Here is a 21,304-nt window from a genome sequence, read left to right as displayed (position 1 = left end):
CGACGACTCGGTGAAATACGTACGATGACAAGCCTGTCGGCGCCGGATTCACTGTGACACCGCCCGGCGCGGGTCCGCGACGCGATCGAGCAAGGCGATCCCGGGATTGCAGTCCGCCGCGACCACTCGCCTGCCTGCCTGTCCGTTCTCGACCAGGATGAACGCGGTCGCGGGCAAGGCTTGGATCGTCGTCGGTTCGACCGTGTACTCATACGCTCGCCCGAGTGTCCTTCCGGTGCTGTTGGATTCGGCGCGCGAGGTGTTGACTGTATCCGACCAGTTGCGAGCACGGGATCGCGAGAAGGACGAGTTCGGTATCTGTTCGAGAAACGTACCGCTGTGTCCTTGTGTGCGGGTATCCGACACCGACTCTCCAGTGGTGACGGCCGTGCCGCGGCTGAAGGTGTGGCCGACCTGTTCGGTCAACTGGGAGAGCACGAACTTGTAGTCTCTACCGATGAATTCGGCAGCAGCCGCGGACTCGGCGGCATTGCCCAGGCGCATAAAGATCGTCGCGCTGTCCGAGCCACCCAGCAACTGCGTCATCTCGGATCGAAGATGTTCGACCATGATGACCAGCCGAAGCCCCGCTCGCTTTGCCTGGCGCTCCAAGGCTTCCAGGCTGGCCAAGCCCAAATGATCTGCGCCCGCGACGATTACGACATCAGAGTCCACGGCAAGTGGGGATCGTGCCTGGTTGCGTTCGGCATAGTTGAGTTCGCGCAGCTCATGCAGCAAACGCTGTAGCACCAAACGATCCAGCAAATCCTTGCGCCGTGGATGCGGACTGGATGTCGCGAGCACCGACAGGCCGGAGGTGGGAAGCAACTGCAGACGCTTACCTGTCGTTGCCGCAGTGCCCTGTTGGTTGGCGAGCAGTCCGGCCAGTCCGGTCAGCAGCTGCAACTCGTCGACCACCTTGTCGGTCGAGCCGACATCGTCGGCCCACGCAGTCAGCCTCGCGACCTCGTTGTCCGTCAATGGGCCATCCGCTTCACGTTGGTAGACCCGGCGTAGAACCTTCAGGCCGGCGGTGATCCGTGCGAAGGTGACCGGCTGGTCGAGCCGATCACACACTCCCTGCAATAGCTCGGAGTCCAGGCTCCGCAGGTCGACGAATCCATGTGCACCGGCTGCCTCGTGGTTGCGGAGTGTGTGTACTGCCTCGGCGACCAGTTCGGCGATCTCGTCGGCCGACAGACCAGCCAGGAGATCATCCGGGTCCGCCGGCTCGGTCTCCGGGTGCGTGCCGGCGGGGTCGAGTCGATAGCGGTTTCCAGGTAGGTCCACGATCCGGACCGAGCAGCCTTCCGGCGCCGCCAGACGGGCCAGATCGCCCGCCAGGTGCCCCTCGGTGAAGTCCAACATCAGCACATGACCACCAGCCGACAGCAGCGCGGCGCCGACGGTTGTGAGCAGGCTGGCCCAGCCATCGACGGTACCCCCGAATACATCGAGCCGGGGAGGATGAGATTCAGGGCTCAGTGGGTGCCACAGCAGGGAACTGCTGACCCGCTGGTGCTCACGCTGATCGTGCTCGCCGACCGCTAGCGCCCACGCCTGGTGGTCCGTCTCGAACCTGGCCCGCTCATTCATGCACCAGGAATCGAAGGTGCTCTGCGCCGCTTGATAGCTGTACCGAGGAAGCCAGAACAGCAGGATCGTCACCGCGACACCGACTCCGGCCATGACCGCCGCGGTGCCCACCGACGCCTTTGCGATGACGGCTCCGAGAGCGCCGGATACCAAGAATCCAACAAGCAGACGCGCCCATGCGTCTCGGCTTTGCCGCCGTTTCCACAGCAGTTGGGGCGGCGGCTCCGGCTCGATCCATACCGGACGCTGGTTCAGTACTGGCGAGGGCGCAGGCGGGCTCGGGGCGAGGTATTCCCACCCCCAACGCTCGGGCGCGCCGAATAACTGACTGGCCAAGACGGACTCTGGTTGGGTCCTGACGGTATCGGCCATCGCACTCTCCCCCGTGTTACTAGCTCCCTATATGGCAGTCCCGAGCGGCAGTCATAGTAACGGCGATCTTCCGGAAATACATTACAACTGAACATGTTTCAGGGCGAGCGTTCAGTTGATCCAGGGGCACCGGCGCCGGTGGTGATGCGCTTGCCGGGACGAAGATGAGGGATGTAGTGGACAACTATCCGGTCGGCGAGGTGGCAGCGGGCCGACCGATCCGGACAAACTGCGCGCCTCCACATCGCGCGCTGGCTGGCCTGGCGCACACGAATATCCTCGTGTTGACTGATCATTGTGGGGATACGGGAGCCAGTCATGCGAGGTGTCGCTGCCCAGTTGGGCCAACCCTCGGGTGCGTTGGGGCCACTGGTCGGGCGGTTGCTGAACTACGGGAACCGTGGGCCGGTCACCGGATCAGTCGAGGCCCTTGCTGCCGCCGAAGGCCACACAGTGGCGGATATCGGATTCGGTGGCGGGCTGAGCCTGGGGATGTTGCTGGACCGAGTCGGCGCGCGCGGGACGGTGTACGGAGTCGATATCTCGACAACGGCGGTGAAAGGCGCACGGCGACGATTCCGTCGAGCCGTTGAGCAAGAACGGCTTCGGCTATTCCATGGTCCAATGGATCGAATGCCTTTGCCCGACGACACCTTCGACTGCGGCATGACAGTAAACACTGTCTACTATCTCTCGGATGATGGCCTGCTCGCCTCCTTGGAGGAACTCAATCGTGTGATGCGGGCAGGTGCCAGAGTTGTAGTGGGACTTGGAGATCCGAAGTATACGGCGACGCTGCCGTTCGCTGTCGGCCTGCGTTTGCGGCCGGTGGACGAAGTTGCCGCCGTTGCGGAAGCGTCAGGATTGTCGGTGGTCGACCACAGTCGAGTTGGCAAGAGTGAGAGGGCGTTCCACGTATTAGCGGCACTCGCGCAGTGAAGCACCGCCGACGGTCGAGTTCAGGAGTTGGATTCGATGGAAGTTATCGATTCCGGATAGATCAACGCCGCCCCTAGATACGGGAACGTCTCCGGATCGAGCAACTCGCCGTGGAACTTCAAACGGCGGTAGCCGCCACGGCGCAGCGCATCGGGTGATCGATTCCGGTCGCACTATCGCCGAAGTCGCCCGGGAACTGGGTCTTAACGACGGCCTGTTGAGCAATTGGGTGAAAAGACGAGCGGCGCAGGGTCGCCGCGGCCGAGGTGCACGGCGAGAAGCCCTCGGATGCCGCCGAGATGGCCGAATTGCTCAGGGTCCGAAGACAAGTCAACGAGATGAAGAAGGACCACGCCTTCCTCTCGAAAGCTTCGTCGTACTTTGCCGCGATGCAGAAGAACCGGCCCGGTTCGATCTGTCTGATGGTGAAGTACGCCGGCCTCGACGACATCACCGAGGCTGCAAGCACCGGTTCGCCCGAGGGGCAACGGTTCTCGATCACCCGGATGGCGCGGTTGCTGAAGGTGTCGACTTCCGGTTACTACCAGCACGTGAAACGCAGGGCAGCAACGGTTATCACACTACGTCAGCAGTGGTGCGCGGACTTGACGGTGAAAATCCTGGACGTACACGCCGACTCCGGCGGCACCCACGGCTCCCCGCGGATCACCGACGAACTACGCGAGCGCGGCGACACGGTCAACTACAAAACCGTTGCGAAGATCATGGCCGAGACCGGAATTGAGGGCATCGGCCCGCGCACGTTCAAAGTCCGCACGGCGGTCGTCGACCCCGAGGCGTCGTTCCCGCCTGATCTGGTGTCCCGCGCGTTCGATAGGGTGTGCTCGCCAGTCGCCTGACAGTTCCAGCTTGTCCGCGGCGGCGTCGGGCTCGGTGGGGGGCGAGACCAGTAGGCGAGCGAAGATCTCGCCGCTCATCGTGGTGTTGACAATGTATCCGTCTCGTTCGAGGGCGGCGATGACGGCCTCAACCGCTCCGGGGAAGTCGGCTCGGCGGTGCCAGTCGGTGAACAGGTCGACGTCGCCGCTGGGGCGGTCGCCCATACCGTGGGCGCGGATGGCGTAGCCGCCGGCGAGGGCGAATCCTTGGTCGCCTGCTACAGCGAGGGCGATTTCTGCCAGCTTGCGATGGCGAGGTTCCACGGGATGCCTATGCCGAGGCCAGTCGGCTGAGCTGCGCGAGTTCGGGAAACCGGCTTTCCCAGGCGCGCCTGATCTGGAAGGGAAGCCAGATGTAGGACCACAGCTGTTTGAGAACTGTTTCGTTGAGGTAGGAGTGCAGGTCGGTCGGGCTTGCCGCTTCGTTGATCACTGTGCGGTAGAGGTCGACGATCCTGCCTGGCCGGTCGAGGTCGTACTCGGCGTGACCGGACCAGTCGAGATGTGTCGGGAGATTGACGATGCCGCTGGTCGGGCCCGTGAGCAGGTGCAGGTCCTCGGGTACCGCGCAGGCTTGTGACATCTCTGCTGGTTGTGAACCGGTTCCGGCATCTTCCCTCCTCTCCGGGACGTTGCTTCCCGGTCAGTTTACCGTCGGCATAGGACGGGCGGCGTTGGGCAACACGTACCTATTTTCGCAGTTCAACGGGTTTGTATGAGGGTAGTTATCGGTGAACCGCTGGCCAACTACAAGCGCGTGGTGAACGCGGTGCGGCGTATCACCTCCCCCGCACCGGACGGGCTGGGCATTTCGCAGCGGAATGTGGTGGTGTCGACGGTGGGTTTGGCGCCCGCGATCCGCAAGCTGGCGGATGAGGGTCTGTCGGTGACTTTGACTGTGTCGCTGCATACTCCGGATGATGAGCTGCGGGATACGTTGGTGCCGGTGAACAATCGTTGGTCGGTGGCCGAAGTCCTCGATGCCGCAAGGTATTACGCGGACAGGTCGGGTCGTCGAGTATCGATCGAGTACGCCCTGATTCGCGATATCAACGATCATCCGTGGCGTGCGGACATGCTGGGTTCGAAGCTGCACAGGGCCCTCGGTTCCCGTGTGCATGTGAACCTGATCCCGCTGAACCCGACCCCGGGTTCGAAGTGGGATGCGTCCCCGAAACCTGTTGAGCGGGAGTTTGTTCGGCGTGTTGAGGCGCAGGGGGTGCCGTGTACGGTGCGGGATACGCGGGGGCAGGAGATCGCTGCGGCGTGTGGGCAGCTGGCCGCCGACGGCTGACGCAGTAGGCGTTCGGAGCAGGCTCGCGAGAAGTGCTCGGCCAGGCCGAACGCCACCGCCGTCGCAGTGTCGATTGAGCGTTCCGGCCGCGGTGTCACCGAGCCAAGAAGGTGACGATCACAGTGGACACCGTCGTAGTAATCGGGGTCAGTGTGACAATCCATAACCGGATCTGTTCTCCGCGAGACTGAAATTCGTGTCTCGGGGTACGAGCCTCGGAGGCTCCGGCAGCGTCGGATGGCTCTCCGGGGTATTCCGGCTGACCTGTGGTGCCGTTCGCGTCGTCCATGCGAACCCCCCTTTATGGTGGTCTCTCCACCGCGTCGGGACGGGGTAGCGCGGCAGAACAGCTTGCGTCGGCTTCCATCCGGTAGGAGTCTTCGGTCGCTGCTCGCAGGGTGGAGGATCGGCCTCGCACGCCACGCTGACACGAACCTAGGGTTTGTTATTTAGGTTGTCAACAAACTTTTGGTATGTTTTTCGGGGGAGGTTCTGTAGTTCCCCTCGTTCCTGTGGCCATCCTCCGTAGGGATGCAGTCCCGACTGTCCAGGCGAAGAGTGGCGGTCCTGAAAGCGCAGCCGGACCACTTGTTCGATGGGACGTCCCGAGGTCGGGCTCGGTGAGATCGGGTGCGAGATTGTCCCAGACTCGTTTGCTCACAGGTAAATTCAGGTCGACGTGGCGGCCGCACAGTCGACGAACGGTGGATGCAAAGCCGTGGAGGGCCAGCCGATTCGACCGGTCTCCACCGCCGGGTGTGGACGGTCACTGACCGAAAAGTCTTCAACAGCAAGGAGGCTCACCGCATCGAGTGTTCTGCGGGAGAGTGCGTCCTGGGTGCACGGCACAGTGCGGTGGCACGCCCGAATGGTCCGTATGTGTCAGCGGTTCAGTGTGTTTCGCCGGGCAGGCTGCGCTGCTCCAGATTTCTGTCGTACGCTCGAGGTACTGACCGGGGAGAGCGACGGGGGGGCGGGCATGCCCGCAGTGCGCAACGAACGTCGACGCCGCGCGGCGGTCGTCCGCTACTGGCGGGCTGTGGAGCTGTTCAGTCCGCAGCAGATCGACTCGGTGGATGCGCAGAAGAACATGTATCCGGCCGATTACGGCAAGCCACTGTCATGGGAGCCCGGCCATGCGATCGAACGGAAACCCCTCGAGCGCGGAAAGGTGTGGCAGCACACCGTTTACGCGGGTGTGTTCGACATTGCCAAAATGCGTGAAGTCGTGCGGCAGGTCTTCGGGATCGATGAAACCGACGAGAACTACGACGGTCGCCACGCAGGCCATACGGCGCTACTGGCTTTTACTGTGAATCAGAGCGGCCAGTTGATCCGGGACAGTCCGGTACTCTCCTCGTGCGCATGGGCCGTGGGTCGGGCGTTGTCACCTGGCCCGGACGACAGCGGCTGGCTGGACGGATTCGAGGACGATCAGGCCCACTGCCTCTCGACGCTCATGCAACTCGCCGACGGTCGACTGCCGGTGATCGAGCTGTCCGGCGAATCAGCCATCGCTCGAAGCACACTGACCGCGATAGCGGGAGTGGCAGCGAACGTCGTTCTGGGCGCCGCTACCGGCGGGATCGGAGCGCTGTCGACAAGGCCGAACAGGCTGTAGTCGACAAGATTTCGGGAACGACCCGGGTAGAGGCCGCTGACGAGACAGCTGCGCCGGTGCTCGGCGAGACGCCGTTGGACATTCGAGCTCTCGCCGCAGTGGTCCGCTGGGTGGCCGAACGTCTGGGCGTTGGCTCGGCCCTCGTCCCGGATGCCGTCCGTATCCAGAGCTACCAGGTCCGGGCCGATCGGGCGGATGAGAGCGTGCAGCAAGACTTCCTCAATAGCTTTATCGCAGAGGATCTCGACCGCGTCGCGGACTCTCTGACGCACAGCGACTGTGGGCCGGCGTTGCGGGAGTATTTGCGACCGAACGCATTGCTGGACGAAAAGTCGCGCATCGATGTCCGCCGTCGAACCAGCGTGCTTCTCGACGGCGTGCAACCGGTGGCAACACCGAGCGGCCGATGGCCGGAGGACCCGGAGAAACCGCTGGCACTGAGTCAGCAGTTCGCAGTCAACACTGCGCTGGCCCAGCTCGGCGGTACTGACGAGGCAGCCGGGGTTTATGCGGTGAACGGTCCGCCCGGTACCGGAAAGACCACCATGCTGCGGGATTTCGTCGCCGCGCTCGTCGTGCGGCGGGCCGAGCGGCTCGCGGAGCTTCCTACCGCCCGAGCCGCTTTCGGCACTCCGGTGAGATGGTCGGTTGATGGGCGTACCCACACCGTGTACCCGCCGGTGCCGGCCCTGACCGGGTTCGAGATGGTCATCGCCTCCGCATGGCCGCACAGCGGCAGGAGCTGTCGGACGTCAGGGAACGCCTCGGGAGAGCAACCGCAGTACTGGACGCCGCTCGGGATGAAATCAGAACTACCAGTGGCCTTCTCGTGACCGAGCGGGAGGCACTCGAATCTGCGCGGACAGCACTTGCGGACGCACGGACCACGTTCGAGGCAATAGACGAGGACAAGCGCACGGTCGAAGCGGATGTCGCTCGTCTGAACGACGAGTCCGATCTCTACCGAGACTTGTGTCGGACAGCTCAGAGAGAACTCGAGAACTTCGACAATGAGCGTGGCGCTGGGTGGTGGGGCAGGATCTTCGACCGAGGCGCCGGCGAACGCCAGTTCTCCGAGCGTAATGACCTGGTCGCCGAGATGCGGCAACGCGAGCGTGCCTGGGAAATCTGCAAGCAGAAACGTGATCAAGTGCGAAATGCACAGCTCGGTCCCCTTCTGGATCGGCACCGTGCCGCGGCAGCGGAACTGAAGGACGCGAAGGAAGCTGTAGGAGAACGGGAACGACGCATCAGCGATGCCGATGCCTCTGTTGCTCGGGCCCACGGCCGTTTGACACGTCAGCTGAAGAGTCGGGATACCGACCGGGACGTTCTGGAACGGGCACGTATGCAATGGGGCTCGGCCGTCCCCGGTGCCGAATGGTACGCCACACCGGATGATCAGCCAGCCGCCGAGGTGCGGGAGCTCTCGTCGCCGTGGATGGATGCGGAGTACGCCGAGGCACGCAGCGAGCTCTTCCTGGCGGCCCTCGACCTGCATCGGGCGCTACTCGCTGCCGAGCCATGGCTCGTACGCACGAGCATGCGCTCGGCCATCGAGGTGATCAGTGGTGGTCCTGCCAAAGATATGAAGCCACACCAGATTCAGGCGATATGGCAGCTGCTGTTCCTCATCGTGCCCGTCGTGTCCACAACCTTCGCGTCCCTCGGTCGGATGTTCAAGGGCTTGGAATCAGAATCGTTGGGATGGCTGTTCGTGGATGAGGCCGGTCAGGCCGCGCCGCAGCAGGTTGTCGGGGCACTATGGCGGGCACAACGTGCCGTTGTGGTCGGCGACCCGCTCCAGCTCGAGCCGGTGGTCACGCTTCCGTGGACCGCCCAGCAACGACTCTGCAGGCACTTCTCGGTCTCCACCGAGTGGGCTCCCGGGCGCACCTCGGTTCAACGTCTGGTAGATCGGCTCACCACCTTCGGTACCGCATTGCCGAGCCAGGACGGTGCTCCGGTGTGGGTCGGCTCGCCGTTACGAGTCCATCGGCGATGCGACAGCCCGATGTTCGAGGTCAGCAATACGATCGCTTACGACGGCATGATGGTGTTCGGCACCGGTGAGCGGGCCCGGTATCCTCTCGTCACCAAGAACGCCTGGATGGACGTCCGATCCGTGGAGGCGCAGGACAAGTGGATCCCGGCGGAGGGGCGCGTCCTGGCAAAATCACTCGATCTGATCGAGGCTCGGCTGCGTGGTGATCTCCACCAGGAACGTGCCGCCGAAGTCCCGCCCGAGTGGGCGACGCTGCGGGGACATGACGGACAGGAGGATCCGTTGGAAACCGAATTACGCTCTCGGATGGCCCAGTCCGTCTTCGTCATCAGTCCATTCCGCGATGTCAAATCGGGCTTACTACGGGTCACCAGGGGACGGCTACCCTACAGTCGAGTCGGCACCGTCCATACCACCCAAGGCAAGGAAGCCGACATCGTCATACTTGTCTTGGGGACTCGGGACAAGCAGCGCGGATCTCGCGATTGGGCGTCATCGTCCCCCAACCTCCTCAACGTTGCGGTCAGCCGTGCCCGCCGACGCCTTATCGTGATCGGCAACCGGGAAGCATGGTCGCGACACCGGTACTTCGCGGATCTGGCCGGTCATCCGGACTTCGGATCGACGGAGCCTCCTGCGGGATGGATCGCGCCCGAGTGATCTTGGGAACGACGTGGCTGGGCGGTGACAAGAGCCATTTTGTCGGCTCGGACAACGTTGCCCGGGCGCCGGGTAGGTCGGTCGGCGGTCGGCGGCCTTGGCCTGTGCCGAGCGCTCCCTCCCTCCGGTGAGGCGGTGCCGCGATCGTCGATGCCTGTGGTTCCCAGTTATCCGATGCTGCGGTTGCTGGCAGTGATGGCTTGCGGCACCCGCACCGTCGTCGATGTCGTGTCCGGTTCGTTGCGGGTGGCCGAAACGGTCTATGCGCCACGTCTTTTCGGGTGCCTGCGTCGAGGCATGCTCCTGGCCACCGACAAACCCAGGTCAGCATTTCATATCCTGCCCGGTTGACAAGCGGGCAGGAACCCAAACTGGGCGGCCTTGGTACTAAATCTCCTGGTCTGATCCTCTGCGGGACTGCCAGGCGCCGAGTAACTCCTCCGGAGTGAATACGGCATCGAGGTGTCCTGTGGTCACTCCCGACCTGGTTACGGCGATCAAGGGGATCGGTTCATCCGTGACGCGGTGCCGGTGGTGCTGGAGTTCGGACAGGTCGTGGCTGTCGAAGGGGGAATTTTCCAGCCACTTGATAGATCCGAAGAACGCCAAGTCGCGCGCGACGGGTTCGCGGTCGGCGCCCACGATGTCGATTTCGACGTCGTTGCTGCGTGTCCAGTAGCCGCCGACGGCGGGAACTGCCGGGATTCCGTGGCTGGGCAGTACGCGGGCCAGTGCTTCCCGGATGAGGGGTTCCACGGCGCGGCCCCGCCAGCTGGTCCATCGTCGGCAAATTCGTTCGAGGGTGAGGTCGGGTCGCATACGATCGAGCTCGGTGAGGTGCGGGCCGAGGAACGTCAGCCAGAATCGGAGGTACGGGTCGGTGATCCGGTAACGGCGTTCCTTCGACGGTGTCAGGCTGATCGGCAGCTCCGCGGCGACGATGCCCTTGTCCGTCAACAGCTCTGTAGCGCGTGACAGTGTCGAGTGCGCGATTCCGCCGGCCGCCCGGGCTATGTTGGTGAAGGTTCGTTCGCCGCTGCCGATCGCAGCCAATACCTGGCGGGCTTGGGTTTGGTCCGGGAATTCGGCGGCCAGTGTGAGTTGTGCGGAAACGACGAGGGGACTGACCGGATCTGCCAGTTCGCGGGAAAGGAATGCTCGAACACTGTCGCCCGTGTGCCAGCGCGCGGTGATGATGGGTAGTCCTCCCGTGATCAGTGTGGCGTCGAAGGCGGCTGCTGGTTCGAGTCCGGTCATTGCCGCTACGTCGCCAGGGTCGAGTGGTCCGAGCCGCATCTCGGTGCCGCGTTGATGGAACGGCCGCCCGTACGAGGTGAGTATGTGCATCATGGCGAGATCGGAGCCGATGAGGATCAGCAGCACCGGCTTACGTGAGAGTTCGCGATCCCAGGCTCGCTGCAGCACGCTCTCGAAGGCGCCGGCGGGGTCCATCAGATAGGGCAGCTCGTCGAGCACTACGACACTCGGCTGGTCTTCGGGCAGGATGCCGGCGAGCTGGCGCAATGCTGCTGTCCAGTTGCCGGGCAGTGCCTCGGCGAAGATGTCGGCGTCCGGCAGCGACGAGCCGCGCACCGCGTCGACAAACTCGCCGAGTGGGTCGGAGCCGAAGCCGATTTCGCTGGTGTAGAAGACATTCGGCACTCGGTTCCGGTCCACGAACTCCTCTACGAGCGCGGACTTGCCGATCCTGCGTCGTCCGCGCAGGACTATGCAACGTCCCGGTCTTGCTGTTCCGATTTCCTCCTGTAGCCCGGACAACATGGCCGCAAGCGCGTTCAGTTCACGCTGTCTTCCGATGAAGTCGACCAATGCGCCCCCTAGATTCGAAGTAAATACTTCTGCGTTAAATACTATCGAGTACGATACTATCTTATATGGAAGGCTTCTAGATGTCGCGCCTGGCTGGTGTATGCGCTGGTGAGGGAGGGTTGCAAGACGGTCGCGAGCGGCGAGCCGCTGGCCAACTACAAGCGGGTGGTTGCGGCGGTTCGTCGTACTACGTCGTCTGCGCCGGATGGTTTGGGTGTTTCGCAGCGGAATGTGGTGGTGTCCACTGTTGGCGTGGCTCCTGCGGTCCGCAAGTTGGCCGATGAGGGTTTGTCGGTGACTTTGGCTGTGTCGCTGCGTACTCCGGATGGTGAGTTGCGGGATACGTTGGTGTCGGTGAACAATCGGTGGTCGGTGGACGAGGTTCTTGATGCGGCAAGGTATTACGCCGATAGGACCGGGCGCCGGGTGTCGATCGAGTATGCGCTCGTTCGTGATATCGATGATCATCCGTGGCGTGCGGATATGTTGGGTTCGAAGCTGCACAAGGTTCTCGGTTCGCGTGTGCATGTGAATCTGATTCCGCTCAATCCCACTCCGGGTAGTAAGTGGGGTGCCAGCCCGAAACCTGTTGAGTGGGAGTTCGTTCGGTGGGTGGTGGCGCAGGGTGTTCCGTGTACGGTGCGGGATACGCGTGGTCAGGAGATTGCGGCGGCGTGTGGGCAGCTGGCTGCCGAGGAATGAGGCGCCGGCCATCGTCAAATCCCCGGCTTCCTGGGCCTGCAAGTCACGTCCGGTGAGGACGGAGCCGGGTGGCTGGCGTTCTTCTTCCGTGACTTGGTCGCCCGCGGCCTGTCCGGAGTCGCGCTGGTCTCCAGCGACGCCCACGTCGGCCTGGTCGCTGCGACCGGCGCGACCTTATCGGGCGCGTCCTGGCAGCGGTGCCGCACTACACGGTCAACCTCATGGCGGTCACGCCGAAGCGTCGTGGCCGTGGGTGCGCACCCTGCTGCACTCGGTGTTCGACCAGGCGACGCCGGAAACCGTTGCCGCCCAGTATGACCGGATGCTGGACGCGCTGGCCGAGAAACTGCCCCGAGTACACGACCATCTCGATGCCGCCCGCGCCGACCTGCTCGCGTTCATCGGCTGCCCCAAACAATCTGGAAACAGATTTGGAGCAGCAATCCGCAGGAACGGCTGAACAAGGAAATCCGCAGGCGCACAACGGAAGCGTTCGGTCCCGAGATCGAGGAACGCTATCGGTGGCTGTTCGACTTCGACGCACCCCGACCGGGCACGAACTCAGCGAGCTGATCACCAAGGACGAACTGACCATGGCGGTCACGACCAGCAATCCTGCCGGGCGGGGCCGCAACCTGTTCGTCTTCACCGAGACCGCGGGGCAATAGAAGATATTGGCTTCGATCCACGACTGGCGTGAGCCAGCCGGTCAGGGATGAGCACGAGTTTGCCGGGGGCGGTCCGGCGCCCGATCCGCGACGAGGACGTCCGCGGCAGCATGAAGGCCCAGCACCGGCGCCAGCGCCGCGCCCGCATGCACCAGCGCACCCGTACCCTGGCTCCGCTGCTGTTGCCCGACCTCGTCGCCAGCGTCGAGCATCACCATGAGCACATGGAGGAACTGCTTGCCGCCGCGTCGGCCGCGGTGGTCGACGACACCTTCAGCGTCGACGGTGTCGAGTTCCGCCGGGTTCAGGTCGCCGCCGACACCCGCTCGGGCAACCAGCAAGAGGCGCGTCGGAGGCCTGGCCGCGCGGGTGATCGCGGATCTCGGAGCGCTTGCGCTGACGACCGCTGGACCGATCCCGCCGGAGCCGAGGACTTCGGCGTCGCGGCGCGGCTGGCGCTCGACGAGATGCGGGCCGTCGTCGAGGCCGAGGCCCCGGCTCGGTGCGGATACGCCGGATAGAAATCGGTTCTGCGGCAGCGTATTTCGATGTGCACGCGAATAGTGCCCGCAAAGTCGCGGGCTGTAAAATCGGCCATTCGACACTGTCGTGATCAGGTCAGCGAGCGGTTTCGGACCGTCGCCTCGCCGTGCGGACTGCCCGAGCGTGCATACGGTGACAAATCTCACTTTCGAAATCCCGGTGTCCGGCGAGCTATGACTCCGCTCGAAACGCGTGTCCAGTTAGGCGCGTCGAGCCGGGGAGGCGCGGAAGTTTGCGGCAAAGATCTGGCATCGGCCCGGGTCGGCGACGGAAGTGGGCCGCCGGGCTTTCGCATAGATGAGAAGTGTGGTTAATATTTGCTATTTTGCCTGAAATCATTCGTGGGATTCGATCGGCTCGAGTGTAGTCATATTCGCCGGGTCCGTGATGTGGTATTTTGCCTTGGCGGAGAGAGAGTTGCCAGAAGGGTCTCGGCTGCACATTTATGTGCTCGTCAGCAATGGGGTGACTGGGAGGGGATTCGTGAGTAATGGGGAGGGATCTGTGAGCAATCCGGTCAGTGCTGATTCATTGCCGCGGCGTATCGCTTCCGCGACGGCTGTCATCCGAGAACAGCTGCCGGATTCGGCCGTGGTGGACATTGCGATATCCGACGTATCACTGCCGGACTCGCCCCTGCGGGCCGCGGGGGTGAGCGCGAGTCACGTTCGTATGCTGGCTGAATCGGCGGCGGCATTTCCGCCGATCGTGGTCCATCGGTCCACGATGCAGCTCATCGACGGATGGCACCGGCTGCGGGCCGCCGAACAGCGCGGCGATTCGACGGTCGCGGCGGTGTTCTTCGACGGGAGTCCGGCGGAGGTGTTCGTGCTCGCAGTGAAACTCAATGCCGCGCACGGATTGCCGCTGTCGCTTGCCGACAGGAAGGCCGCCGCTCTCCGCATTCTGTCGATGCACCCCAGCTGGTCCGATCGCTCGATCGCCGCTCTCGCCGGGATCTCGCACAAGACCGTGGGCGCGATCCGGGAGCGGTCGACTGGGGAAATTCCCCAGCCGACCAGTCGGATGGCGAGCAACGGCGTGATGCACCGGGTCGACGGCCGGCAGCGGCGCCAGCATGCCGCGGAGCTGTTCACTGCGGATCCCGGCGCCTCGGTGCGGAAGGTCGCGCTCGAGGCCGGGATCTCGGTGACGACGGCCAAGGACGTGCGAAAACAACTGAAGCGCGCGGGTGGCCCGGAAGTGGGCCGCGGCGATACCGGGGGTTCGGCCGGCATCACGGAACTCGGTGCTCGGCTGGTTCCCCCCGCCGTTCCCGGTGCCGGCGCGCCGACACCCGCGACCGAGGAACTGGCGCGTCAACTGCGCAAGGATCCGTCCCTGCGCTTCACCGAGGTCGGCCGGAAACTGCTGCATTGGCTGGAGTTCCCGCTCGACGGCGTCGCCGATTGGGATTCCGTCATCAGCAGCATTCCGAGTCATTGTCTCCCGCGTGTCGCCGAGCTCGCCAGGCGCCGCGCACGAGATTGGGAGCAACTGACCACCGCTCTCGACAGATATACGCAGACTCGGAGATGCGGTTGATCCGTTGCGGGCCTTTGACAGGACCGTAGGGCTGTTTTACTGTGTGACAACAGTAATTCCGTAGCTGATTCGGCGCATTTCTCGGGGGGTACGTGGACACGAAGAATTGGTTTTTCACTCGAGCGACCAGGAATCATATCCGGGCGGAATACCTGCTCGCACTCGGTTGCCTGATCGTGGCCCTCGTATATCATTATTCTGAGGTCAACTGGATCGCCGCAGTGGTTCTCTACCAGTACATCGACACCGTGGGACTATATCCCGGCGCGATCGCGCTCCGGAGAACCGATACCGGGCAGATCGGCAAGATCTACTACGTTCTCTACAACGTGTGCCACAGCGCGGTGGTGCAAGGCATTCTGATAATCGTCCTGTGGCTGATATTCGGCTGGCGCTGGGAATTCCTCGCCGTTCCGATACACTTGTGCGCGGATCGCGGATTCTTCAACAACTTTCCGAAACCTTTCGGTTTTGCGTTCGATCCGGTCGAACTTCCCGCTTTCGTGGAGCTGAGAGAGCGATACGCGAGAGAATCACCGGCCGGTGCGCCCGCCGAATATACCCAGGCCTGAGATCTGTCGAGGTGGTGAGATGGCCGTCCGGACACACTCGTCGCGAGACCACTCCATTCCGCATCCCCGCTGGCGGGTGCCCGTACTGGGCGACCTGACCACCGTGAATCTGACCACGCCCACGCAGGCGACGATGGCCCTGGGTCGCCGGCTGGGCCCGGTCTTCGAGCGCAAGTTGCTGGGGCTGCGCTTCGTGTTCGTCTACGGAGCCGACATCGTCGCCGAACTCTCCGACGAATCACGGTTCGCGAAAAAGGAGCTCCCGTTCCTGCGCGGGATCGGGGGCGACGGATTGTTCACCGCGCTCAACGAGGAGCCGAATTGGCGCCGGGCGCACAATCTGCTGCGCCCGGCCTTCACCCAGGCCGCGATGCGTCGATACCACTGGACGATGCTCGAGGTCACCTCCGAACTGATCGACCGGTGGGACCGTGGCGCTGGCGGGGAGACCGTCGACGTGTCGGGAGATATGACGAAGCTGACGCTGGAAACCATCGCGCGCACCGGATTCAGCTATTCCTTCGACGCCCTGCGGCGGGACGAACCGCACCCGTTCGTCACCGCCATGATCGACTCGCTGTTCTACGCCCCTATCCGCACGATGCTGTCCCTGCCGGTGGTCGGCGATCCGATGATGCGCCGTTTCGACGAGAAGGAGCAGGCGCGCCGCGACTACATGTTCGGCGTCGTGGACAAGGTCGTCGACGAACGCCTCGCCGGCGGCCCCACCGCGCACGACGACCTGCTCGAACTGATGATGCGCGCCGCTCGCGAGGGCGACCCGAACAAGCTGGACGAGCGCAATATCCGCTACCAGATCGTCACATTCCTGGTCGCGGGGCACGAAACGACCGCCGGCGCACTGTCTTTCGCGCTCTACTACCTTTCGCAGCACCCCGAGGTGCAGGCCCGGGCCCGGGCCGAGATCGAGGAGGTCTGGGGGCGCTCCGACACCGTCTCGTTCGAGCAGGTCGCGAAACTACGGTACGTGCGCCGAGTGATCGACGAGTCGCTGCGGCTCTGGCCGACCGCGCCCGTCTACTCCCGACAGGCCCGGCACGACACCGTCGTCGGCGGCAGGTATCGAATGGCCGCGGGCGACAGCATGACCGTCCTCATCCCGCTGCTGCACCGCGACCCGCTATGGGGCCCGGACCCGGAGCGATTCGATCCCGATCGCTTCGCCCCCGAGGTGGCGCGCGACCGGGCACCACACATCTACAAGCCGTTCGGCACCGGTGAACGGGGCTGCATCGGACGGCAATTCGCGATCCACGAGTCAATTCTCGTACTCGGCTCGATCCTGCGGCGGTACGACATCGCCGCCGACCCCGGCTACACCTTGCGTGTCGCCGAACGACTCACCTTCATGCCCAGGGACTTTCGCCTGCGACTGCGGCACCGGAACTGATCTCCGATTCCGGCGCCATACCCTGCCGGACTCGAACAATCGGATTCCATTCGGGATCCGGGGGGAGGAAATACGTATGCTGAGCTATCCGGCACTGATCGGCGGGGTCGACGCAGACCACACGCAGTGGATCCACACCATTCGTGCGAGCGCGCTGCTGCGGGACGAAATGTCCGCCCTCCGGCTCAAGCGCCGACTCGACAGGGGATCGATCGAGACCACCGACGACCCGCGGATCGTCGGCCGTGTCGGCGTCTGTGATCGGGACCAGATAGCGGAGGCCGGTGCGGCGGCCGCGCGGGCGCAACCGGGCTGGTCGGCCATGGGCATGGAGACCAGGCTGGAATTCGCGCGGCAAGTGGGCAAGGTGATACACGCCAACGCCGACCGATTCGTCGAGATCCTCACGGCGGAAGGGCATCCCAAGCGGCTCGCGGAATGGGAGGTCTCCGGAGCCGTCAGCATGACCAGCGACGAGAGTCTCGATTTGTACCGTCGCCAGATGCGACAGACCTCGCGCATCGGCGACCGCGAGATCCAGCTCGTGCGCAAGCCCGACGGTGTGGTGTGCGTCCATCCGCCATACAACGCGCCCACCGCCAACTCGATCGTGTCACTGGGCGCGCTGATCGTCGGCAACACGATCGTTGTCAAGGCACCGCGCAGTTCCGCCTTCGGCACGGCGTGGTTCTGGCGCGAGCTCGTGGCGCCGACGCTCGACGGTATGGGCGCTCCCGCCGGCACGATCAATGTGATCTGCGCGGCCCCCAACGAGGCCCTCGACATCTGGCTCGACAGCGACCACGTCGACGATCTGATGTTCTTCGGCGACTCCGAGCGCGGCATCGAGATCGGGCGCCGCTGGTCGGCGCGCGGAAAGAAGGCCGTGCTGGAACTCGGCGGAAACGACGGGGTGCTGGTTTGGCGCGACGCCGACGCGGACCTCGCGGCCCGGGCACTCGCCGAATGCTTCTACGGTTCCGCGCAGGTGTGCATCGTGCCGAAGTACGCGATCGTGCATCCGGAGATCGCGCCCGCGGTGCTGGCCCGGCTGGTGGAGCTCGCCCGGGACATCCGGCCGGGGTACCCCGAGGACGACGACGCCCTGCTCTCGCCGGTGCTCAAGGCGGAGGACTTCACCACGGTGCTCGCCGACGCGCTCGCGCATGGCGCCGAACTGGTTTGCGGCGGAAACCGACTGGAGGTGACCGGAGAGGTCAGCGAGTTCGGATACTTCGTGGAACCGACGGTCGTCACCGTGCACGGCTTCGAGGTGGCGGAGCGCCTCGACGCGGTACGGCAGGAGACCTTCTTTCCGTTGCTGCCGATCATCGTGCCCTCGCCGGACTCGGACGCTCGCCTGCTGAGCGACTGCATCGACTTCATCAACGCCAACCCCTACGGCCTTCGGAACTCGCTGTGGGCGGGCGACACCGAGGTGATCGCCGCGTTCTGCGAACGGGTGCACAACGGGGGCCTGCTCAAGGTCAACGACAGCCACATCGGATTCGTGGTCGGACTGCCGAGTCAGGGCGGCGCCGGGCTCTCCGGCGGGCCCTATGGCGAGGGAAACTTCCCCATCCTCAGGACTTCCCGGCTCCAGGGCATCAGCGTCGCGTCGGATGTCGTTCCGCGCGAAGCGATCTTCGACTCGAGCGTGTCATGAGCCACGCCGACCGGTATGCGGCCGAACCGATATCGGCTGACGCAATGAAGGAGCGATGACTCGTGATTCTCGACGACGATGCCTGGCAGACCACCGAGAAACTGGCTCCCGGACTGCTCGCGGGCCTCGGCGCGCATCCCCTGCTGGAACTCGAGGAGAACCCGAAGATCGGATTCGACGCTCTGCGCCGGGCGAAGGCGCCGGGCCTGCTCGTTCCCGGCCTGCACGGCGGCAAGGGCGCCTCCGCCGTCGAGGCCCTGCATCTCACGGTCGGCCTCGGCGCGGTGGCGCCGTCGCTCGCCGTCGCGGCCACGATGCACAACTTCACGGTCGCGTCGATGTGCGCCTTCGAGGGCAAATTCCACGGCATGGAGTGGGTGATCCTGGACGCGATCGCCCACGAATCACTGCTCGTGTCCAGCGCCGGCGCGGAGGGCCGTTCCGGTGAGGGCCAGCTCACCCCGAAGACCACCGCGCATCGCCGGGGCGACGAATGGATTCTCAACGGCTCGAAGAAGCCGTGCAGCCTGGCGTCGTCGATGGATCTGTTGTCGGCGAGCGTTCAGCTGATCGAAGCGGACCGGCCGCCCCGGCTGGGAATGGTTCTGGTTCCGGCGAAGGCCGACGGGATCGAGGTGCGCCGCTTCTGGGATTCGCCCGTACTGCGCGGCGCGGAGAGCGACGAGGTCGTCCTGACGGACGTCACCGTCCCGGATCAGCTTGTGATGAAAATCGAAGAGGGAGACCGCATCTCGTTCGACGAGGTGCAGAAGGTCGGCCTGACCTGGTTCACGCTGCTGGTGTCCGGGACGTACCTGGGCATGGCGAGCACGTTGGTCGACATGCTGTTCCGGCACGGCAAGGGGTCGGCCCATACCCGCGCGGAGACGGCGGGCGAACTCCGGGCAGGACTGCTGGCGCTGGAGCGCGTGGCGACGACGCTGGGCGGCCTGCCGAAGCCGCGCATGCTGCTCGACGCGCTGGTCGTGCGATACGCGCTGCAGAACTCGGTGCAGCGATGCGTGGCGCGGACCATCGAAGTGCTCGGCGGCATGGCGTTCATCAAGGATCCCGTCGTCGGCTATCTCGGCTCGGCGACGCAGGCCCTGGCCTTCCATCCGCCGACGCGCAATTCGATGGGCGACGCGGTGGATGAGGCGTTCCGGGGCAGCGAGCTGCGGATCGTATAGCAGGGGAGAGGCGTGACAATCGTGAACCACATCGCAGATCAGGACGACATACTCGAACTCTGCTCCCGCCATCTCGGGCGCCGGCTGGCCGGCATCTCCCGGCTGCTCGGCGGGAAGGTCGAGGCCGAATCCCACGGCGCCCGCCTGACCACCACGGACGGCAGCTCCTACGTCAACTGCGCGGGTTCGGGCGTCTTCCTGCTCGGGGCGCGCAACGAGATGGTGGTCGACGCGGTCGTCGATCAGATCCGGCGGCACCCCTTGTCGGCCCGCACGCTGATCGACGACGTCAGCCCGCGAGCGGCCGCCGCCCTAGCCGCGATCTGCCCGGACGGAATCGACAAGGTGCACTTCGTGAGCTCCGGCACCGAGGCGACGGAGGCGGCGATCAAACTGGCCCGAGCCAACGGATTCCGCCGCCTCATTTCCACCGTGAACGGCTATCACGGCAAGACCATGGGCGCGCTCAGCGTGACGGCGCGTGCGATGTACCAGGACACGTTCCGGCCGCTCGTTCCCGACGTCGTTGAGGTTCCCTACGACGACCTCGACGCGCTCCGGCGCGTGCTGTCGGACGGTGTGCCGTCCTGTTTCATCGTCGAGCCTGTGCAGGGCGAGGGCGGGGTCGTGGTCCCGAGCGAGGGCTATCTGCCCGGAGTGTCGGCGCTCTGCGAGGAGTTCGGCGCATTCCTGGTCGTCGACGAGATCCAGACCGGCCTCGGCCGGGTCGGAAAGCTTTGGGGTATCGACGATCTGGGCGTCGAGCCGGATGCGCTGCTGGTCGGGAAGATCCTCTCCGGCGGTGTCGTGCCGGTCTCGGCGATCGCCTGCACGTCGAAGGCCTACGCGCCGTTCGAGAAGGATCCCCTGCTGCACACCTCCACCTACAGCGGCGCGCCGATCGCGGCGGCCGCGGTGCTGGGCACGATTCGCGCGCTGGCGGAGCAGGACATCGTCGCGCGCTCCCGAACCATAGGCAAGCGTCTGCTGTCGGCGTTCCGGGCCGCGGCCTCGGCCGCGCCGGCGGGCACCGTGCGCGAGGTTCGCGGCCGGGGCCTGCTGATCGGTATCGAATTCACCGATCCGGGATTCGCCGGCGAGATGCTACTCGGTCTCATCGAAAACGATGTGCTGGCAAATCATTCCATGAACAACTCCGCCGTCGTGCGATTCACGCCGCCGGCGATCATCTCCGGGGACGATCTGCGAATCGTCGAGTCGGCAGTGTCGCGTGCCTTCGCCGGAATTTCCACCGACGACGGCGTGCCGGGTGCGGAGAGTGCTGGCCGAAACGACCGCGACTCGGCCCCGGCGATCGGCTGACGGGAGAGCGACATGAAGAACGTACGCATCGAATGCCTGGTGAAAGGCTATCCGCGCCAGGAGGTTTACGAGACGCTGAAGGATGCCGAGGTGTATCGCCGCAATGCCCCGGACCGGGTCAAGCACGTGGAAACCGTGGCCTCGCCCGACGGCCGCGGGGCCGTCACGAATTGGGATGTGTATTTCCGCAACGGTCTGCTGAGCTGGTCCGAGCGTGACTTCTACGACGACGACAATTACCTGCTGACGTTCGAGCAGATCGATGGGGACTTCGACACGTTCGAGGGCAGCTGGAGCACCCGCGAGGGAGACGAGGCCGGCGAGGTGCGGTTGCTGTTCGAGGCCGCCTTCGATTTCGGCGTGCCGAGCCTGGAATCGATCGTCGCTCCGGTCGCAGTCCGGGTACTGACCCAGACGATGTCGAACATTGTGCTGCAGGTGTTCCCCGGCTCCTCGATTCTCTGACGG

General features: G+C 64.5%; 18 protein-coding genes and 5 pseudogenes. 19 read left to right on the top strand and 4 right to left on the bottom strand.

Translation table 11 applies throughout. From position 1 onward, the window contains the following. Nucleotides 1–48: 48 nt before the first annotated feature. Complete coding sequence (locus tag D892_RS0138910; protein ID WP_156959893.1) at nt 49–1,968, bottom strand: hypothetical protein; 1,920 nt, start codon at nt 1,966–1,968, stop codon at nt 49–51. Between the two features lie 318 nt (nt 1,969–2,286). Between D892_RS0138910 and D892_RS46130 the strand changes: the two genes are divergently transcribed. From D892_RS46130 to D892_RS0138900, 3 genes and pseudogenes are all read left to right on the top strand, one after another. Continuing rightward, nucleotides 2,287–2,907, top strand: a complete 621-nt coding sequence (locus D892_RS46130; protein ID WP_156959892.1) for a class I SAM-dependent methyltransferase — start codon at nt 2,287–2,289, stop codon at nt 2,905–2,907. 31 nt (nt 2,908–2,938) lie between these two features. Further along, nucleotides 2,939–3,151 (top strand): annotated as a pseudogene (locus tag D892_RS49930) (transposase); the annotation flags it as partial. Nucleotides 3,152–3,173: 22 nt separating this feature from the next. Next, nucleotides 3,174–3,767 carry an IS3 family transposase gene (locus tag D892_RS0138900; RefSeq protein WP_156959891.1) on the top strand — a complete coding sequence of 198 codons (594 nt, stop codon included), beginning with the start codon at nt 3,174–3,176 and terminating at the stop codon, nt 3,765–3,767. A gap of 102 nt (nt 3,768–3,869) precedes the next feature. Here D892_RS0138900 and D892_RS49925 read toward each other — a convergent pair. Continuing rightward, a pseudogene (locus D892_RS49925) lies at nt 3,870–4,070 on the bottom strand (nucleotidyl transferase AbiEii/AbiGii toxin family protein); the annotation flags it as partial. 7 nt (nt 4,071–4,077) lie between these two features. Beyond that, nucleotides 4,078–4,389, bottom strand: a complete 312-nt coding sequence (locus tag D892_RS0138890; protein WP_024806428.1) for a hypothetical protein — start codon at nt 4,387–4,389, stop codon at nt 4,078–4,080. A gap of 144 nt (nt 4,390–4,533) precedes the next feature. Here D892_RS0138890 and D892_RS0138885 point away from each other — a divergent pair. The 5 genes and pseudogenes from D892_RS0138885 to D892_RS47445 all read left to right on the top strand — a co-directional run. Beyond that, nucleotides 4,534–5,100: pseudogene (locus D892_RS0138885) on the top strand (radical SAM protein); the annotation flags it as partial. A gap of 979 nt (nt 5,101–6,079) precedes the next feature. Then, nucleotides 6,080–6,721 carry a hypothetical protein gene (locus tag D892_RS0138880; RefSeq protein WP_156959889.1) on the top strand — a complete coding sequence of 214 codons (642 nt, stop codon included), beginning with the start codon at nt 6,080–6,082 and terminating at the stop codon, nt 6,719–6,721. A gap of 56 nt (nt 6,722–6,777) precedes the next feature. After that, nucleotides 6,778–7,554, top strand: coding sequence for a hypothetical protein (locus D892_RS0138875; protein WP_024806425.1), 777 nt, complete (start codon nt 6,778–6,780; stop codon nt 7,552–7,554). Further along, complete coding sequence (locus tag D892_RS0138870; protein ID WP_198037112.1) at nt 7,551–9,386, top strand: DEAD/DEAH box helicase; 1,836 nt, start codon at nt 7,551–7,553, stop codon at nt 9,384–9,386. Before D892_RS0138875 ends, D892_RS0138870 begins: the two co-directional genes overlap by 4 nt. Nucleotides 9,387–9,560: 174 nt before the next feature. Continuing rightward, nucleotides 9,561–9,737 (top strand): hypothetical protein, encoded by a 177-nt coding sequence (locus tag D892_RS47445; RefSeq protein WP_156959888.1) that lies wholly within the window; start codon nt 9,561–9,563, stop codon nt 9,735–9,737. 36 nt (nt 9,738–9,773) lie between these two features. On the opposite strand, the gene D892_RS0138865 is transcribed toward D892_RS47445, so the two are convergent. Further along, nucleotides 9,774–11,063, bottom strand: a complete 1,290-nt coding sequence (locus D892_RS0138865; RefSeq protein ID WP_232236271.1) for a DUF234 domain-containing protein — start codon at nt 11,061–11,063, stop codon at nt 9,774–9,776. 291 nt (nt 11,064–11,354) lie between these two features. Here D892_RS0138865 and D892_RS43225 point away from each other — a divergent pair. The 11 genes and pseudogenes from D892_RS43225 to D892_RS0138810 form a co-directional block, all read left to right on the top strand. Next, a pseudogene (locus tag D892_RS43225) lies at nt 11,355–11,918 on the top strand (radical SAM protein); the annotation flags it as partial. Nucleotides 11,919–11,924: 6 nt separating this feature from the next. Further along, a pseudogene (locus D892_RS43220) lies at nt 11,925–12,401 on the top strand (transposase); the annotation flags it as partial. 38 nt (nt 12,402–12,439) lie between these two features. After that, a complete protein-coding gene (locus tag D892_RS47440) occupies nt 12,440–12,586 on the top strand; it encodes a hypothetical protein (protein ID WP_156959887.1) in 147 nt (48 codons plus the stop codon). A 47-nt stretch (nt 12,587–12,633) separates the two neighbouring features. Further along, nucleotides 12,634–13,107 carry a hypothetical protein gene (locus tag D892_RS0138845; protein ID WP_024806420.1) on the top strand — a complete coding sequence of 158 codons (474 nt, stop codon included), beginning with the start codon at nt 12,634–12,636 and terminating at the stop codon, nt 13,105–13,107. Nucleotides 13,108–13,801: 694 nt separating this feature from the next. Continuing rightward, on the top strand, nt 13,802–14,674 hold the full coding sequence (locus tag D892_RS0138840) for a ParB/RepB/Spo0J family partition protein (RefSeq protein WP_198037111.1): 873 nt from the start codon (nt 13,802–13,804) through the stop codon (nt 14,672–14,674). A gap of 92 nt (nt 14,675–14,766) precedes the next feature. Next, entirely contained in the window at nt 14,767–15,246 is a 480-nt protein-coding gene (locus D892_RS0138835) for a hypothetical protein (RefSeq protein ID WP_024806418.1), read from the top strand. 19 nt (nt 15,247–15,265) lie between these two features. After that, the gene (locus tag D892_RS0138830; RefSeq protein WP_024806417.1) at nt 15,266–16,657 is read left to right on the top strand and encodes a cytochrome P450; all 1,392 of its coding nucleotides are present in this window, start codon (nt 15,266–15,268) and stop codon (nt 16,655–16,657) included. Nucleotides 16,658–16,733: 76 nt separating this feature from the next. After that, nucleotides 16,734–18,323 (top strand): aldehyde dehydrogenase, encoded by a 1,590-nt coding sequence (locus D892_RS0138825; RefSeq protein WP_024806416.1) that lies wholly within the window; start codon nt 16,734–16,736, stop codon nt 18,321–18,323. A 62-nt stretch (nt 18,324–18,385) separates the two neighbouring features. Then, a complete protein-coding gene (locus D892_RS0138820; protein ID WP_024806415.1) occupies nt 18,386–19,513 on the top strand; it encodes an acyl-CoA dehydrogenase family protein in 1,128 nt (375 codons plus the stop codon). Nucleotides 19,514–19,525: 12 nt separating this feature from the next. Then, a complete protein-coding gene (locus D892_RS0138815; protein WP_024806414.1) occupies nt 19,526–20,836 on the top strand; it encodes an aspartate aminotransferase family protein in 1,311 nt (436 codons plus the stop codon). Nucleotides 20,837–20,848: 12 nt separating this feature from the next. Further along, nucleotides 20,849–21,301 (top strand): type II toxin-antitoxin system RatA family toxin, encoded by a 453-nt coding sequence (locus tag D892_RS0138810; protein ID WP_024806413.1) that lies wholly within the window; start codon nt 20,849–20,851, stop codon nt 21,299–21,301. The last annotated feature ends 3 nt before the right edge of the window (nt 21,302–21,304 follow it).

It is taken from the genome of Nocardia sp. BMG51109 (assembly GCF_000526215.1).
Classification (GTDB): Bacteria; Actinomycetota; Actinomycetes; order Mycobacteriales; family Mycobacteriaceae; genus Nocardia.
This window is presented reverse-complemented; position numbering and strand designations above follow the sequence as displayed.

Coding starts and splice junctions, on each gene's coding strand:
- D892_RS0138910 (WP_156959893.1), bottom strand. CDS start 1,968: ATGGCCGATACCGTCAGGACCCAACCAGAGTCCGTCTTGGCCAGTCAG.
- D892_RS46130 (WP_156959892.1), top strand. CDS start 2,287: ATGCGAGGTGTCGCTGCCCAGTTGGGCCAACCCTCGGGTGCGTTGGGG.
- D892_RS0138890 (WP_024806428.1), bottom strand. CDS start 4,389: ATGTCACAAGCCTGCGCGGTACCCGAGGACCTGCACCTGCTCACGGGC.
- D892_RS0138880 (WP_156959889.1), top strand. CDS start 6,080: ATGCCCGCAGTGCGCAACGAACGTCGACGCCGCGCGGCGGTCGTCCGC.
- D892_RS47445 (WP_156959888.1), top strand. CDS start 9,561: ATGCTGCGGTTGCTGGCAGTGATGGCTTGCGGCACCCGCACCGTCGTC.
- D892_RS0138845 (WP_024806420.1), top strand. CDS start 12,634: ATGAGCACGAGTTTGCCGGGGGCGGTCCGGCGCCCGATCCGCGACGAG.
- D892_RS0138840 (WP_198037111.1), top strand. CDS start 13,802: ATGCTGGCTGAATCGGCGGCGGCATTTCCGCCGATCGTGGTCCATCGG.
- D892_RS0138830 (WP_024806417.1), top strand. CDS start 15,266: ATGGCCGTCCGGACACACTCGTCGCGAGACCACTCCATTCCGCATCCC.
- D892_RS0138825 (WP_024806416.1), top strand. CDS start 16,734: ATGCTGAGCTATCCGGCACTGATCGGCGGGGTCGACGCAGACCACACG.
- D892_RS0138810 (WP_024806413.1), top strand. CDS start 20,849: ATGAAGAACGTACGCATCGAATGCCTGGTGAAAGGCTATCCGCGCCAG.